Origin of the sequence: Mitsuaria sp. BK037, from assembly GCF_014193045.1 — a bacterium.
GTDB lineage: Bacteria > Pseudomonadota > Gammaproteobacteria > Burkholderiales > Burkholderiaceae_C > Roseateles.
The window spans coordinates 658,767-673,716 of the sequence record NZ_JACHYS010000002.1 but is presented as its reverse complement, the minus strand read 5'-3'; the positions used below and the strand labels follow the sequence as shown (position 1 = coordinate 673,716).

Sequence of the window (14,950 nt, the reverse complement as noted above, 5' to 3'; positions counted from 1 at the left end):
ATGACACATTTTTTTAACCTCATACGCGTTGCTTCGGACCAACGAAATCAGGACTTTTACGGGGTGGCTGCTGGTCAGGCGGGATCGGACCTGTTGCAATACACCACAGCTTCATTGCAGGAGCTTGGTTTGCGGACGATCTACCGACCGCGACCTCATTGAAGATCTAGGAGTCTCTAATGAAGAAATCTCTCGTCGCGCTGGCTGTGCTGGCTGGTTTCGCCGGTGCCGCTGCCGCTCAATCGTCCGTCACCCTGTTCGGCGTGATTGACCTGGCCGCCCGTTACACCAAGGCCAATGGCCAGGACACGAAGCAACTGTCGAACGACGGCAGCAGCTCCAGCCGTATCGGCGTCCGTGGCGTCGAGGACCTGGGCGGTGGCCTGAAGGCTGGCTTCTGGCTGGAAGGCGCCCTGTCCGCCGACAGCGGTACCGCCGACAGCTCGCGCTTCTGGGGCCGTCGCGCCTCGGTGAGCCTGATGGGCGACTTCGGTGAAGTCCGTCTGGGCCGCGGCAAGACCTCGACCCGCCTGGTCGTCGACGACTTCGACGTCTACACCACGACCGGTCTGGGCGACGTGACCCGCCTGTACTCGACCTTCGGCCTGAGCACCAGCCTGTACGACACGAACAACCGTGCCGACAACCTGGTCCAGTACTTCCTGCCGAGCGATCTGGGCGGCGTGTACGGCTCGTTCGACGTGGCTGCCGGTGAAGGCGCCCAAGGCAAGAAGATGTACGGCGGCCGTCTGGGCTACAAGGCGGGTGACCTGAACGTCGCCGGCGGCTACCAGACCACCGACACGCTGAACACCAAGTTCAAGCAGCTGTCGCTGGGTGCCTCGTACGACTTCAAGGTTGTGAAGGTCAGCGGCCTGTACAGCCAACTGAAGCTGTCGTCGTTCAAGCAGAACATCTACACGATCGGCGCCGTGGTGCCGGTGACGGCCGCCGGCTCGGTGACCGCCCAGTTCAGCAAGGCTTCGACGAACAGCGCCGCCGACGCGCTGATCACGGCCCCGTCCGCGACCAACGCGACGCCGATCAACGGCGCTGGTGACTCGAAGGCCTTCACGATTGGCTACCAGCACAATCTGTCGAAGCGCACGGCTCTGTACTCGACCGCCTCGTACATCAAGAACGACGGCAACGCGAACTTCCGCGTCGGCAACAACGCCGTTGCTGCTGCTCGCGGTGGCAAGTCGGGCGGCCTGGACGTCGGTATCAAGCACAGCTTCTGATCCCCGGATCAGCGCGCTGCGCAACGAAAGCCGCCTCTCGGGGCGGCTTTTTTTCGTCTGTGCCGTCCCTCCTGTACCCGGGCGCGGGGCCAGGCCTTGCGTCCGGTGATCAAGCTCTGTCGCCGCAACGCACCGTTGTTGATTTTGTGAATAGTGATCGCGGGTTTTCCCTCTGTCTGATCGTCACAAACTTGACAGGGTTTGCTCGCGTGGGCGATGTGCAACACAGCGCGTCTCCGTTTGAAGGCTTCGCTGAGAATCGATCACGGCGACCAAACCAAATCAAAGGAGACATCACATGAAGAAAGCCGCCTTGGCGCTGAGCATCCTGGCAGCCAGCACCAGCGCCGCCTGGGCCCAGTCGAGCGTCACGCTCTACGGCATCGTGGACGTCGGTCTGCGCTGGACCAGCAATGCGAACGTGGGCTCTTCCGAGAAGCAGGTGATCCCCGGCGGCATGTCGCAGAGCCGGCTCGGGGTGAACGTCACCGAGGACATGGGTGGCGGCCTGAAGGCGATCGCCAACCTGGAACACCGTCTGAACTCCGACACGGGCACCGTCGCCGCAGCCGACTTCTGGCGCCAGTCGTGGGTGGGCATCCAGTCGAGCGATTTCGGCCGCCTCACGCTGGGTCGTCAATACAACATCCTGTTCGACATCTACACGTCGACCTACGCCTCGTTCAAGTACTCGCCCTACATCGAGGCCTACAAGCCCGAGATCGGCCTGTCCATGGGCGCCCGTCAGGACAACATGGTGAAGTACCTGTTCGAGACCGGCCCGGTGCGCGGCGAAATCCAGGTCTCGGCCGGTGAAGGTAACTCGCAGAACAAGTCCTACGGCGGCATGCTGCGCTACTCGCAGGGCCCGATCGCCTTTGGCGGCGCGTACCTGCAGGTCGAAGACACCCTCGGCAAGAAGGTCAAGGGCTACACCGCGGGCGGCGGCTACACGGCCGGTCCCTGGTACGTCAACCTGTCCTGGGCGACCAACAAGTTCGATCGGGGTGGCCTGCTCGGCGCGGCCTATACCTCGGGCCTGCTGGGCAACGTGCTGAATGCGGCGGCGAACGATGTGCGCAAGCGCGACATGATCTCCGTCGGCGCGACCTATCAGCTGACTCCGCAGCTGAACCTGGGCGGCCACTATTGGTACGCGACGCAAACGCACTACAGCGCGGCGCTCGCCAACACGAAGAGCAAGGGCCACTACCTGGCCTTCGTGGCGGACTACGCCTTCTCCAAGCGCACCGACGCCTATGTCGAGCTGGACTACACCAAGCATGACGGTGCGGTCCGCTTCGCCAACGGCGCTGAAAAGCGCGGCGGCGCCATCGTCGGCATGCGCCATCGCTTCTGATCCCGGCATGCGGGCGCAACCCGCGCTCGCTGGCCACTTGGAAAACCGCCTTCGGGCGGTTTTTTCGTTGGCGCGCGACGGTGAGACGACGTCGCGTTCATGCTGCGTTAAGGAGTAACCCACTTGCCGGGCGCTGGACGCTCCTCGATGATCGTTGACTTCTGAAGCGTCTTGCCTCCGGGGTCAGGTCGTGCCAGGGCAGGCCACGAGCCGACTCGCCCAAGCCGTCGCCGGAGGCCATCGTCCATGCTGGTTTTCATTCTTCGCCGCCTGGCGCAGGCCGTTGTCGTCATGCTGACGGTGGCCTTCATCGCCTTCATGCTGTTCCAGTACGTCGGCGATCCGGTCAACAACCTGCTCGGACAGGACGCCACGCCGGAGCAGCGCGAGCAACTGCGCAAGGACCTGGGCCTCGATCAATCCTTCGCCGTGCAGTTCGCGCATTTCGCCGGCAATGCGGTGCAGGGCGAGTTCGGCGTGAGCCTGAAGCAGGGCCGCAAGGTCTCGGCGCTGATTGCCGAGCGGTTCCCCGCGACGCTCGAGTTGTCCGCCACGGCCGCGGTGATCGCGCTGGTGTTCGGCATCCCGCTGGGCGTCTACGCCGCGCTGCGGCGCGGCAGCTTCGGCTCGCAGGTGCTGATGACGCTGTCGCTGCTGGGCGTGGCCCTGCCGACCTTCCTCATCGGCATCCTGCTGATCCTGATCTTCGCGGTGCAACTGGCCTGGTTGCCAAGCTACGGCCGAGGCGAGGTCGTCATGTTCGGCGCCTGGAGCACCGGCCTGCTGACGACCGATGGCCTGCGCCACCTGTTGCTGCCGGGCATCACGCTGGCGGTGTTCCAGCTGACGCTCATCATGCGCATCGTGCGCGCCGAGATGCTGGAAGTGCTGCGCGCCGACTACATCAAGTTCGCGCGGGCCCGCGGCCTGAGCGACCGCACCATCTACTTCGGTCATGCGCTGAAGAACACGCTGGTGCCGGTGATCACGATCACCGGGCTGCAGCTGGGATCGCTGATTGCCTTTGCGATCATTACCGAGACCGTGTTTCAATGGCCCGGCATGGGCCTGCTGTTCATCCAGGCGGTGCAGTTTGCCGACATCCCGGTGATGGCGGCCTATCTGTGCCTGATCTCGCTGATCTTCGTCGTGATCAACCTTGTCGTCGATTTGCTGTACTTCGCCGTCGATCCGCGCTTGCGCGTGAGCGGCGGCGCGCATTGACATGAACGCTCCGGAGCACCTGACCGCCAGCGCGGCGGGCACCTACCAGCGGCTGTTCGAGGCGCGCGGCGAGCTCGTGGCCTTGCGCCGCGAGCTGCACACGATGCCGGAACTCGGCTTCGAGGAGCACCGCACGGCGGCCCGCATCGTGCAGGCGCTCAAGGCCTGCGGCGTCGACGAGATCCACCAGGGCCTGGGCCGCACCGGCATCGTCGCGACCATCCATGGCCAGCCGGTGCCCGGCGCGGCGCCCGATGCGAAGCCGCGCCTCTTCGGCCTGCGCGCCGACATGGACGCGCTGCCGCTGCGCGAGCAGAACGACTTCGCCTGGCGCTCGTCGACACCCGGCCTGATGCACGCCTGCGGGCACGATGGCCACTGCGCGATGCTGGTCGGAACGGCGCGCTACCTGGCGCAGACCCGGCGCTTCGCGGGCACCGCGGTGCTGGTGTTCCAGCCCGGCGAGGAAGGCTACGGCGGCGCGCGCGAGATGATCGCCGACGGCCTGTTCGAGCGCTTCCCGGTCGAGGCCATCTACGCGATGCACAACTGGCCGCATCTGCCTCCGGGCAAGATCGGCCTGAACCGCGGCGCGATGATGGCCGCGGCGGATCGGGTGACCATCACCATCCAAGGCCGCGGCGGCCATGGTGCGCATCCGCACCTGAGCGTCGATCCGGTGCTGATCGCCGGCCACGTGATCACGGCGGTGCAAAGCCTCGTGTCGCGCAACATCGCGCCGATCGAGCAGGCGGTGGTCAGCCTGTGCTCGATGCAGGCTGGCGAATCGAGCGCCTTCAGCGTGATTCCCGAGATGGCCCAGATCACCGGCACGGTCCGCAGTTTCAAGCCCGAGGTGCAGCAACTGCTCGAGGAGCGCATGACGCGGCTGGTCGAATCGGTGGCGCTGGGTTTCGGCGCGAGCGCGAAGGTCGACTACCAACGCCTGTATCCCGCCACCATCAACAGCGCGCCCGAAGCCGACTTCGCCGTGCGCGTGGCCCAGTCGCTGGTCGGTGCCGAGAACGTCGACGACAAGCTGGTGCCGAGCATGGGCTCCGAGGACTTCGCCTTCATGCTGCAGGCCCGGCCCGGCGCCTACCTGCGACTGGGGCAGGGCGGTCCTTGCGGCCTGCACCAGCCGCGCTACGACTTCAACGACGAGATCCTGCCGCTGGGCTCCGCGCTGTTCGCGGCGCTGGTGGAGCAGGGCCTGCCTCTCCCGCCGCATTGAGCGGACGCCGCGCGTTCCGCTCGCCATCGATCCGACAGCCCGCTGCCCGCATTCCCGAATGACCGCCTCACTTCCCCCTTCGCCGGCCTCCGGCGCGCCGGCTGCCCGGCCGCCCAACGCGCTCAGCCGCTTCTTGGACGGCGACGTCTGGCACTCCTTCACCCACTCGCCGACGGCGATGGTCGCCGCCTTCGTGGCCCTGTGCTGCGTGGTCTGCGCGCTCTTCGCGACCTGGATCGCGCCGCACGATCCCTTCGATCTCTCCGCGCTGGAGCTGATGGACTCGCGCCTGCCGCCGGCCTGGATCGAGGGCGGTTCCAGCAAGTACCTGCTGGGCACCGACGACCAGGGCCGCGACCTGCTCTCCGCGATCATGTACGGCGCCCGCATCTCGCTGCTGGTGGGCGTGGCGTCGGTGATCCTGTCGATGATCATCGGCGTCGGGCTGGGACTGCTGGCCGGCTTCGTCGGCGGCAAGGTCGATGCCTTCATCATGCGCATCTGCGACGTGATGCTGTCCTTCCCGTCCATCCTGATCGCGCTGCTGATCGACGGCATCGGCCGCGTGGTCTTCAAAGACGCGCACGACACGCTGGCCTTCGCCGTGCTGATCCTGGCGATCGCGCTGACCGGCTGGGTGCAGTACGCGCGCACGGTGCGGGGCTCGACGCTGGTCGAGCGCAACAAGGAATACGTCCAGGCTGCGCGCGTGATCGGCGTCAAGCCGCTGGCGATCATGTGGCGCCATGTGCTACCCAACGTCACCGGGCCGGTGCTGGTGCTGGCGACGCTGCAGGTGGCGTCCGCGATCCTGACCGAGGCGACGCTGTCCTTCCTCGGCGTCGGCGTGCCGCCGACCAGTCCGTCGCTGGGCACGTTGATCCGCATCGGCAACGACTTCCTGTTCTCCGGCGAATGGTGGATCACCATCTGGCCGAGCGCGATGCTGGTGTTGATCGCGCTGTCGGTGAACCTGCTCGGCGATTGGCTGCGCGACGCGCTCAATCCCCGCCTGCGCTGATGCTTCGATGGACGGCCCCATGACCGCAGCTCTCCTGCAAGTCCGCCACCTGCGCGTGGAATTTCCGACCCGGCGCGGCACGCTGCTGGCGCTGGACGACGTGTCCTTCGACATCGCGCCGGGCGAGGTGCTCGGCGTCGTCGGCGAGTCCGGCGCCGGGAAGTCGCTGACCGGCTCCGCGATCATCGGTTTGCTCGAACCGCCCGGGCGCATCGCCGGCGGCGAGATCCTCCTCGAGGGCAAGCGCATCGACAACCTGCCCGCCGACCAGATGCGGCGCATCCGCGGGCGACAGATCGGCGCGATCTTCCAGGACCCGCTCACTTCGCTGAACCCGCTGTACACCGTGGGTCGCCAGTTGGTGGAGACCATCACGACCCACCTGGGGCTGACGGCCAAACAGGCACGCGCCCGCGCGATCGAGTTGCTGGCCGCGACCGGCATTCCGGCGCCCGAGGCTCGGGTGGACCAGTACCCGCACCAGTTCTCCGGCGGTATGCGGCAGCGCGTAGTGATCGCCCTGGCGTTGGCGGCGGATCCGAAGCTGATCGTGGCGGACGAGCCGACGACCGCGCTGGACGTCTCCATCCAGGCGCAGATCATCGCCCTGCTCAAGCGGGTATGCCGCGAGCAGGGCGCGGCCGTGATGCTGGTCACCCACGACATGGGTGTCATCGCCGAGACCTGCGATCGCGTGGCGGTGATGTACGCCGGGCGCGTGGCCGAGATCGGTCCGGTGCAGGAGGTGATCCATCGCCCTGGTCACCCCTACACCTCGGGCCTGATGGGCTCGATCCCGGCGATGGACGAGGACCGCGAGCGGCTGGTGCAGATCGACGGCGCGATGCCTCGCCTCAATGCGATTCCGACCGGCTGCGCCTTCCATCCCCGCTGCCCGAAGGCCTTCGATCGCTGCCATCAGCAGCGCCCTGAACTGATGAAGGCCGCCGCGACCGACGCGGCCTGCTGGCTGCACGCGACTGACCTGGCCACCGTGCAGGGAGGTGTTGCATGACCGTGATGACGGAGACGTCCCACCCGATGGGCGCCAAGGCGACGACGACCGGTACCGCGCTTGTCGAGGTGCGCGAACTGGCCAAGACCTTCGACGTGTCGGCCCCGTGGCTGAACCGCGTGGTCGAGCGCAAGCCGCGGCAGTTCGTGCATGCGGTGGACGGCGTCAGCTTCACGATCGAAAAGGGCCGCACGCTCGCACTGGTCGGCGAGTCCGGATGCGGCAAGAGCACCGTCGCCCGCCTGCTGGTCGGCCTGTACACCCCGACGCAGGGCGAAGTGCGCTTCGACGGCGAGGACATCGCGACCACGCTGAAAGGCCCGAAGGCACTGGCCTTGCGACGCCGGATGCAGATGATCTTCCAGGACCCCTATGCGAGCCTGAACCCGCGCTGGAAAGTACAGGACATCGTCGCGGAGCCGCTGCGCGAGCACGGCCTGGTGCGCGATGCCGATGGACTCAAGCGCCGCGTCGGCGAGTTGCTGCAGTCCGTGGGTCTCTCGCCAGCCGACGCGGAAAAGTTCCCGCATCAGTTCTCCGGCGGGCAGCGGCAACGCATCTCGATCGCCCGGGCACTGGCCACGGAACCAGAGTTCCTCGTCTGCGACGAGCCCACCTCCGCGCTCGACGTCTCAGTCCAGGCCCAAGTCCTCAACATCATGAAAGACCTGCAGCGCAAGCAGGGACTGACCTACCTCTTCATCTCCCACAACCTCGCCGTGGTGCGGCATGTCGCGGACCAGGTCGGCGTGATGTACCTCGGCCGGCTGGTGGAACAGGCAGACAAGCGCGCACTGTTCGCCACGCCGCGCCATCCGTATACGCGCATGCTGCTGGACGCGATTCCCGACATCCACATGTCAGGACGGGCGCGGACACCCGTTCAGGGAGAAGTGCCGAATCCGCTCAATCCCCCCAGCGGGTGCAGCTTCCATCCGCGGTGCCCGCATGCGAATTCGCGCTGCAGTGCGGAGCGGCCGAAGCTGCTGGCACTCAACGGCGTTCGGGTCGCTTGCCATGCGGTGGAGGAGGGGAGGATCTGATGACCGGGGCCTACTTCGGCTGGTGAGCGGCGTGGGCAGGGCCGGGGCCGGCGACTCCCGTCGTGCCTCAGGCGCTCAACTCCCGCCGCTCGCCTGCGGCTCGCTTTGGTCAGACAGAACGCGCCCAGTCAGTCTGGACGGCACGACTTCGTCGCCGGCCCCGGCCCTGCCCACGAAGTGAGAACGAGGACTTCGGTGCGGACGGCGAGGACTTCGAGAGGGTGTGGGCGGGGCGGGGTGAAATGGCGTCAGTTCGGGGCGCTGGCGGCGGAGGCGGCAGGCTGCGCGGGAGCGGCGGCCGCCGCGGGCGGATGCTTGGCGTGCTGGGGGAGTTGCAGCGGGCGTTTCTGGCCGCAGGCCGTGAGGGCCAGGGCGGCGCACAACATCAAGGTCGTCAGGGCCTTGGGGGCGCCACGACGAGCGGGCCGGCAGGCTGCGCCTACACTTCGCGTCTTCACGTTCTTCATGGGCTCGCAGTCTAGCGAGTCCGCTTCCCGCTGCACATGACCGCCACCCCGCTGACCGACGCCGAATACGACGCACGCACCGACGCCGTACTGGCCAGCATCGAATCCACCATCGACGCCTGGCTCGACGACGACGTCATCGACGTCGACCAGCATCGGACCGGCGGGCTTCTGGAACTGCAGTTCCCGGATCGCAGCAAGATCGTCGTGAACACGCAGCCACCGCTGCACGAGCTCTGGCTCGCGTCGCGTCGCGGCGGCTACCACTTCAAATTCGTCGACGGCCACTGGCGCGATACCAAGGACGGCCAGGAATTCTTCGCCCGGCTGTCCGAGGAAGCCTCCCACCACGGCGCCAAGGCGCTGAAGTTCATCGGCGTCTGACTGCCCACCTCGGGATGCCGGCGCCGCAAGGCCCGGCAGCATGAGCACAGCCCGCATGAGCCCGACATGAAAAAGGCGCCCCGCGGGGCGCCTTCGCACTTGGGGGGGGGCGGCCAGGCCGCTCAGCGCTTGAAGAGGTCGAGGATGCTCTTCTTCTCTTCCTCGGTGCCGGACGTCGGCACGTGCTCCTCGTTGCCAAGTGCCTTCACCCCGTTGTTGTTGGTGAACTCGTCGTAGAACCACTCGCCGTTGACGTTGACCACCCCTTCGGGTGGCTGGATCTCCTGCACCGGGGTGTTGCGCAACGCGTACTGCATGAACTCGATCCACACCGGGAGCGCGAGTCCGCCGCCGGTCTCGCGGTCGCCCAGCTTGCGAGGCTGGTCGTAGCCGATCCAGACGACCGAGACGAGGTCCGGCTGGAAGCCCGCGAACCACGCGTCCATCGAATCGTTGGTGGTGCCGGTCTTGCCGTAGATGTCGGGCCGCTTGAGCGTGGCCTGCGTGCGCGCCGCCGTGCCGCTGCGCGCCACCTCCTGCAGCAGGCTGTCCATCAGGAAGGCGTTGCGCGGCTCGATCGCGCGCTGCGAATCCTCGAAGGGCTTCGCTTGCTGCTGATACAGCACGCGCCCGGCGTGGTCGGTGATGCGCTGCACCAGCTGCGGCGCGATCCGGTAGCCGCCGTTGGCGAACACCGAATACGCCTGCGCCATCTGCATCGGCGTCACCGAGCCGGCGCCCAGTGCCATCGTGAGGTAGGCGGGGTGCTTGTCCGCATCGAAACCGAAGCGCGTGATCCAGTCCTGCGCGTACTTGACGCCCACCGACTGCAGCACTCGGATGGACACCATGTTCTTGGACTTGGCCAACGCTCGCCGCAGCGGCATCGGGCCATCGAACTGGCCGTCGTAGTTCTTCGGCTCCCAAGGCTGGCTGCCCGTCGTCGTGGCGTCGAAGAAGAGCGGACCGTCATTGACGATGGTGGCGCCGTTGAAGCCCTTTTCCAGCGCCGCCGAATAGATGAACGGCTTGAAGCTCGAGCCGGGTTGTCGCCACGCCTGCGTGACGTGGTTGAACTTGTTCTTGTTGTAGTCGAAGCCACCGACCAGCGCGCGCACGCTGCCGTCCTTCGGACTGAGCGCCACCATCGCGCCCTCGACTTCCGGCAACTGGGTGATCGTCCACTCGTCCTTGTTGTTCTTGACCAGCTTGATCACACGGATCACTGCGCCGCGTCGGATGCGCGTCTTGGGATTGCCTTTCTCGGACAGGCCGGAGGTCGCTGGCTTGAGGCCATCGCCGGTGATCGTCACCGACTCACCGCTCTGCAGCGCCGCCACGACTTGCTTGGGGCTGGCTTCCAGCACCACGGCCGCTAGCAACTCGTCATTGGCGGGGTGGTCGGAAAGCGCCTCGGCAATCCGGGTGTCCAACTCCTTGGGGTCGGCCGGCAGGTCCACGTAAGCCTCGGGACCGCGATACACCTGCCGCCGCTCGTAATCCATGATCCCGCGGCGCAGCGCCCGGTAGGCGCGCTCCTGCTCGTCGGCATGCAGCGTCAGGTAGACGTTCAGGCCGCGGGTGTAGGCCTCGTCGCCGTATTGGCTGAAGATCAGCTGGCGGGCCAGCTCCGCCACGTACTCGGCGTGGCTGGCCGCTTCCTGCGGCGGGCGGATGCGCAGCTTTTCAGCCTTCGCCTGCGCGTGCTGCTCGGGCGTGATGAAGCCCATTTCCAGCATCCGATCGATGATGTATTGCTGGCGCAACACTGCCCGGCGCGGATTGTTGATCGGGTTGTAAGCAGATGGTGCTTTCGGCAACCCGGCCAGCATCGCGGCCTCGGCGATCGACAGATCCTTGAGCGGCTTGCCGAAATAGACCTCGCTGGCCGCCGCGAACCCGTAGGCCCGGTGTCCCAGGAAGATCTGGTTCATGTAGATCTCGAGGATCTTCTCCTTGGGCAGCGCGCTCTCGATCTTCAGCGCCAGCAGGATCTCGTAGATCTTGCGGGTGAAGGTCTTCTCGGTGGAGAGATAGAAGTTCCGGGCCACCTGCATCGTGATGGTGGACGCCCCCTGGCTCTTGGACTCGCTGACGTTGGCCAGGCCGGCGCGAATCACGCCCAGGTAGTCCACGCCACCGTGCTGGTAGAAGCGCGCGTCCTCGATGGCCAGGATCGCGTCCTGCATCACCTTGGGAATCTCGCGGATGTCGGAGTAGCTGCGGCGCTCCTCGCCGTACTCGGCCAGCAACTGACCCTCGCTGGAGAGCACGCGCAGCGGCAGCTTGGGGCGGTAATCCGTCAGCCCGCTGATGTCGGGCAGCTGCGGATAGGCAATCGCCAGGGCCATGCCCACCAGCAACACCACCGCGCCCGCGCCGGCCAGGATCAGCCCGACCAGCCATCCCAGTGCTCGAACGAACCAGGGACGCCGGGCTTTGTCTCCCCCCTTGGCCTTCTTGCGGGGGGAGCCGCCCTTGTCTGGCTTGGAAGCGGCGCCCTTGCCGGCATCGGAGGGGGCGTCGAAGGAGGGTTCGTTGTCGGAGGAATGCTTCGAGGGCATGGGCCGGAGTGTGCAATCTTGCGTGCCTGGCCGCGCCCTATCAGGGCCTCTACGGGTGACGATGCGGGCCGCGAGCGGCGATTATAGGAACGGCCTCGGAGCCGGCCCGACGCGTCCCGGACCACCACCCTTGACTGTTACAGGAGTTGTCGGGACTTTCGCGGACACTGCGCGGCTGCCTTTTCCTCCCCGCGAGACATCCCTCACAAGGTGGTCGAAAGGGGAATTGGGCAAAGCGGAAATCTGCCGCGAAACCGTACGGAATGGGGTGTCGAAAGCGCATTTTTCGACGCTTTACCACCCCTCGGTGGCGTGTATGTTACGCAACGCTGCGTTACTTGCTGTGACCGCTTTGCCTTGGGCTGACAAAGGCTTTGCTGATAGCATTCAAGTAACTTATTAACAAACCGGCGCATGAGCGGCGCGTTGGGGGAACGCATCATGGGGCTGTTGGATCTACTGCGCGGACGTGCGCATCCACCCATGATTGGCCTGGACATCTCATCGTCCAGTGTCAAGCTTGTGGAATTGAGTCAAAACTCGAGCGGCGAATACGTTTTGGAACGTTTCGCGACCGAGCCATTTGAAAAGGGCTGGATTACCGACGGCCAGATCGAGAAATTCGACGAGGTCGCGGACGCGGTCCGGCGGGTGGTCACCCGGAGCGGCAGCCGCACGCGGCAGGCCGCGCTGGCGATGCCGCAGAGCTCGGTGATCACCAAGAAGATCATGCTTCCCGCGGGGCTCCGCGAGGAAGAACTCGAGCTGCAGGTCGAGGCCGAAGCCAACCAGTACATCCCGTTCTCGCTGGACGAGGTGTCGCTGGACTTCTGCGTCATCGGCCCCAGCCCCACGTCGGTGGGCGACGTCGAGGTGCTGATCGCCGCGTCCCGCAAGGACCGCGTGCAGGATCGGCAGGCGCTCGCGGAGGCCGCCGGCCTCAAGCCCGTCGTGCTGGACATCGAGTCGCATGCTTCCCGCATGGCGGTGGGTCGGCTGGTCGAGACGCTGCCCAACGAGGGCAAGGACGCGCTCGTCGCGCTGTTCGAGATCGGCGCCGACACCACCTCGCTGAAGGTGCTGCGCGACGACGAAATGCTCTACGACCGTGACCAAGCCTTCGGCGGTTCGCAGCTGACGCAGCTGATCTCGCGCCAGTACGGCTTCTCGTTCGAGGAGGCCGAGCAGAAGAAGCTCAGCGGCGAAATGCCTGATGACTATGAGCCCCAGGTGCTGACGCCGTTCGTCGATTCCCTGTCCCAGGAGATCGGCCGGGCGCTGCAGTACTTCTTCACCAGCACCCCGCACCACAAGGTCCACTACGTGATGCTGGCCGGCGGCACCGCCACGCTGCCGGGCCTGAAGGAACGGGTGACCGAACTGACCGGCTTTGCCTGCATGGTGGTGAACCCGTTCGAGAACATGGTGCTCGGGTCCGCGGTGCGCGAGTCCAAGCTGCGCCGTGAAGCCCCTGCGTACCTGACGGCCTGCGGCCTCGCCATGCGGAGGTTCTTTCAGTGATTCTGATCAACCTGCTCCCGCACCGCGAGGAGAAGCGCAAGCGCCGCAAGGCCGCGTTCTTCGTCGGGCTGGGAATGTCCTTCGTCGTCGGTCTGCTGATCGCCGCGTTCATCTACCTGCTGCTGCAGCAACTGACCGCCGCCCAGGCGGAGCGCAATGACTATCTGAAGGCCGAGATCACCAAGCTCGACACGCAGATCAAGGACATCGCGACGCTGCGCGCCGAGATCGAGGCACTGCGTGCCCGCCAGCGCGCGGTGGAAAACCTGCAAAGCGATCGCAACACGCCGGTCCACCTGCTCAACGAGCTGGCCCAGTTCACGCCGGAAGGGGTGTTCCTGCAGTCGGTGCGTCAGACCAACAAGGTCGTCGTGATCGCCGGCGTGGCGGCGTCCAATGAGCGCGTGTCCGAGATGCTGCGCAATCTCAGCCGTGCTGAATGGGTCGAAGCTCCGGATCTCGTCGAGATCAAGGCCGCGCCGGTGAACCCGCGCGATCCCCGCCGCCTCTACGATTTCTCGATCAAGGTCGGCATCAAGAGCGCGAATCCCGAAGCCGCCGCGGGCGCGGCCAGCGGCGCCGGCACTGCGCCGAAGAAGTCGTGAGGACCCCATGGCAACGTTGAAAAACCTGGACCTCAACGCCTGGTTCGCGGACTTCTCCAGCCAGTTCCAGAACCTGAACATGCAGGAGCCCGGCCAGTGGCCGCCGGCGCCGCGTTACGTGTCGTTCATCGTGGTGGCGCTGCTCACCGTCGTGCTGGGCTGGTTCGCGGTGCTGTCGGATGAGCAGTCGGCGCTCGACGCCGAGCGCGAGAAGGAACCGCAGCTCAAGGAAGACTTCAACAGCAAGCTGACGCAGGCCGTGAACCTGCCGGAGCTGCGCAAGCAGAAGAGCCAGGTCGAGGAGTACGTCCTGCAGCTCGAGAAGCAGCTGCCCGGCAAGGCCGAGATGGATGCGCTGCTGTCGGACATCAACCAGGCGGGCCTGGGCCGCGGGCTCCAGTTCGAGCTGTTCCGCCCGGGCGGCATCGTCATGCGCGACTACTACGCCGAGCAGCCGATCGCGATCAAGGTGACGGGTCGCTATCACGACATCGGTTCGTTCACCGCGGACGTGTCCAACCTGTCCCGGATCGTGACGCTGCACGACATGTCGATCCTCGCGCCCGGAGCGACCGGCGGACAGAACGCGCCGCCGCGCACCGACACCAACGCGACCCTGACGATGGAAGCCACCGCGCGGACCTATCGCTACCTCGACCCCAACGAGGTCGCGGAGCAGAAGAAGGCTGCGGCGGCCGCGGAGAAGAAGAAATGATGCGCCTCGTTCGCTCTTCCGACCGCACGCGAGGCCTGCTGGGTCTCGTCCTGGTCGGTGCCGCCCTGGCGGGCTGCTCCGCTGGAACCGACGAACTGCAGCAGTGGATGGACGAGCAGCGCCAGCAGACGCGCCCGACCGTCAAGCCGCTGACGCCGCCCAAGACCTTCCAGCCACAGCGCTATGAGGCGCTCGCGGTGGTCGACCCCTTCAGCACCCAGAAGCTGACGGTCGCGCTGCGGCGCGAGGCGGCGCAGCCCAGCTCGCTGCTGGCGGCCGAGATGAAGCGCCGTCGCGAGCCGCTGGAAGCCTTCCCGCTGGACAGCATGGCCATGGTCGGCAGCGTCTCGCGCGAGGGTCGTCCCTACGCGCTGCTGCGGGTCGACAACCTGCTGTATCAAGCCCGGGTCGGTGACTACCTGGGCCAGAACTTCGGCCGCATCACCAAGATCAGCGAGACCGAAATCACGTTGCGAGAAGTCGTCCAGGACGCTGCGGGCGAATGGATTGAACGCACCAGTACTCTCCAGCTTCAGGAGCAGGGACGATGAAGAAC

14 protein-coding genes are annotated in these 14,950 nt (G+C 66.1%); 12 read left to right on the top strand and 2 right to left on the bottom strand.

All coding sequences use genetic code 11. From position 1 onward, the window contains the following. The first annotated feature begins 179 nt into the window (after positions 1 to 179). From FHT37_RS15100 to FHT37_RS15070, 7 genes are all read left to right on the top strand, one after another. A complete protein-coding gene (locus FHT37_RS15100; RefSeq protein WP_091727262.1) occupies positions 180 to 1,241 on the top strand; it encodes a porin in 1,062 nt (353 codons plus the stop codon). A gap of 298 nt (positions 1,242 to 1,539) precedes the next feature. Then, entirely contained in the window at positions 1,540 to 2,601 is a 1,062-nt protein-coding gene (locus FHT37_RS15095) for a porin (RefSeq protein WP_091727259.1), read from the top strand. Positions 2,602 to 2,847: 246 nt separating this feature from the next. Next, entirely contained in the window at positions 2,848 to 3,825 is a 978-nt protein-coding gene (locus tag FHT37_RS15090) for an ABC transporter permease (protein WP_091727255.1), read from the top strand. Between the two features lies 1 nt (position 3,826). Beyond that, entirely contained in the window at positions 3,827 to 5,059 is a 1,233-nt protein-coding gene (locus tag FHT37_RS15085; RefSeq protein ID WP_183482540.1) for a M20 aminoacylase family protein, read from the top strand. A gap of 58 nt (positions 5,060 to 5,117) precedes the next feature. Further along, positions 5,118 to 6,080 (top strand): ABC transporter permease, encoded by a 963-nt coding sequence (locus FHT37_RS15080; RefSeq protein ID WP_091727247.1) that lies wholly within the window; start codon positions 5,118 to 5,120, stop codon positions 6,078 to 6,080. 19 nt (positions 6,081 to 6,099) lie between these two features. Next, positions 6,100 to 7,095, top strand: coding sequence for an ABC transporter ATP-binding protein (locus FHT37_RS15075; RefSeq protein ID WP_183482537.1), 996 nt, complete (start codon positions 6,100 to 6,102; stop codon positions 7,093 to 7,095). Between the two features lie 26 nt (positions 7,096 to 7,121). Then, complete coding sequence (locus FHT37_RS15070; protein ID WP_255489667.1) at positions 7,122 to 8,138, top strand: ABC transporter ATP-binding protein; 1,017 nt, start codon at positions 7,122 to 7,124, stop codon at positions 8,136 to 8,138. Between the two features lie 248 nt (positions 8,139 to 8,386). Here the strand turns inward: FHT37_RS15070 and lptM are convergent, their stop codons facing one another. Next, on the bottom strand, positions 8,387 to 8,524 hold the full coding sequence (gene lptM, locus FHT37_RS25785) for an LPS translocon maturation chaperone LptM (protein WP_147239798.1): 138 nt from the start codon (positions 8,522 to 8,524) through the stop codon (positions 8,387 to 8,389). A gap of 117 nt (positions 8,525 to 8,641) precedes the next feature. Between lptM and cyaY the strand changes: the two genes are divergently transcribed. Continuing rightward, positions 8,642 to 8,989, top strand: a complete 348-nt coding sequence (gene cyaY, locus FHT37_RS15065; protein ID WP_404932647.1) for an iron donor protein CyaY — start codon at positions 8,642 to 8,644, stop codon at positions 8,987 to 8,989. Between the two features lie 122 nt (positions 8,990 to 9,111). On the opposite strand, the gene FHT37_RS15060 is transcribed toward cyaY, so the two are convergent. Then, positions 9,112 to 11,553, bottom strand: coding sequence for a penicillin-binding protein 1A (locus FHT37_RS15060; protein ID WP_091727244.1), 2,442 nt, complete (start codon positions 11,551 to 11,553; stop codon positions 9,112 to 9,114). Between the two features lie 441 nt (positions 11,554 to 11,994). Between FHT37_RS15060 and FHT37_RS15055 the strand changes: the two genes are divergently transcribed. From FHT37_RS15055 to FHT37_RS15040, 4 genes are read left to right on the top strand one after another with little or no spacing between them, the layout of a single operon-like run. Then, positions 11,995 to 13,074, top strand: a complete 1,080-nt coding sequence (locus tag FHT37_RS15055; RefSeq protein WP_091731533.1) for a pilus assembly protein PilM — start codon at positions 11,995 to 11,997, stop codon at positions 13,072 to 13,074. Then, positions 13,071 to 13,679: a PilN domain-containing protein gene (locus tag FHT37_RS15050; RefSeq protein ID WP_183482535.1), complete on the top strand. Its 609-nt coding sequence runs from the start codon at positions 13,071 to 13,073 to the stop codon at positions 13,677 to 13,679. The genes FHT37_RS15055 and FHT37_RS15050 overlap by 4 nt, the downstream gene beginning before the upstream one ends. 7 nt (positions 13,680 to 13,686) lie before the next feature. Beyond that, a complete protein-coding gene (locus FHT37_RS15045) occupies positions 13,687 to 14,394 on the top strand; it encodes a type 4a pilus biogenesis protein PilO (protein ID WP_183482532.1) in 708 nt (235 codons plus the stop codon). Next, on the top strand, positions 14,394 to 14,945 hold the full coding sequence (locus FHT37_RS15040) for a pilus assembly protein PilP (protein ID WP_147239785.1): 552 nt from the start codon (positions 14,394 to 14,396) through the stop codon (positions 14,943 to 14,945). The genes FHT37_RS15045 and FHT37_RS15040 overlap by 1 nt, the downstream gene beginning before the upstream one ends. Positions 14,946 to 14,950 lie beyond the last annotated feature (5 nt).

Bases quoted from the DNA above. Each gene is read 5' to 3' on its own strand.
- FHT37_RS15100 (WP_091727262.1), top strand. From the start codon at position 180: ATGAAGAAATCTCTCGTCGCGCTGGCTGTGCTGGCTGGTTTCGCCGGT.
- FHT37_RS15095 (WP_091727259.1), top strand. From the start codon at position 1,540: ATGAAGAAAGCCGCCTTGGCGCTGAGCATCCTGGCAGCCAGCACCAGC.
- FHT37_RS15090 (WP_091727255.1), top strand. From the start codon at position 2,848: ATGCTGGTTTTCATTCTTCGCCGCCTGGCGCAGGCCGTTGTCGTCATG.
- FHT37_RS15085 (WP_183482540.1), top strand. From the start codon at position 3,827: ATGAACGCTCCGGAGCACCTGACCGCCAGCGCGGCGGGCACCTACCAG.
- FHT37_RS15080 (WP_091727247.1), top strand. From the start codon at position 5,118: ATGACCGCCTCACTTCCCCCTTCGCCGGCCTCCGGCGCGCCGGCTGCC.
- FHT37_RS15075 (WP_183482537.1), top strand. From the start codon at position 6,100: ATGACCGCAGCTCTCCTGCAAGTCCGCCACCTGCGCGTGGAATTTCCG.
- FHT37_RS15070 (WP_255489667.1), top strand. From the start codon at position 7,122: ATGGGCGCCAAGGCGACGACGACCGGTACCGCGCTTGTCGAGGTGCGC.
- lptM (WP_147239798.1), bottom strand. From the start codon at position 8,524: ATGTTGTGCGCCGCCCTGGCCCTCACGGCCTGCGGCCAGAAACGCCCG.
- cyaY (WP_404932647.1), top strand. From the start codon at position 8,642: ATGACCGCCACCCCGCTGACCGACGCCGAATACGACGCACGCACCGAC.
- FHT37_RS15060 (WP_091727244.1), bottom strand. From the start codon at position 11,553: ATGCCCTCGAAGCATTCCTCCGACAACGAACCCTCCTTCGACGCCCCC.
- FHT37_RS15055 (WP_091731533.1), top strand. From the start codon at position 11,995: ATGGGGCTGTTGGATCTACTGCGCGGACGTGCGCATCCACCCATGATT.
- FHT37_RS15045 (WP_183482532.1), top strand. From the start codon at position 13,687: ATGGCAACGTTGAAAAACCTGGACCTCAACGCCTGGTTCGCGGACTTC.
- FHT37_RS15040 (WP_147239785.1), top strand. From the start codon at position 14,394: ATGCGCCTCGTTCGCTCTTCCGACCGCACGCGAGGCCTGCTGGGTCTC.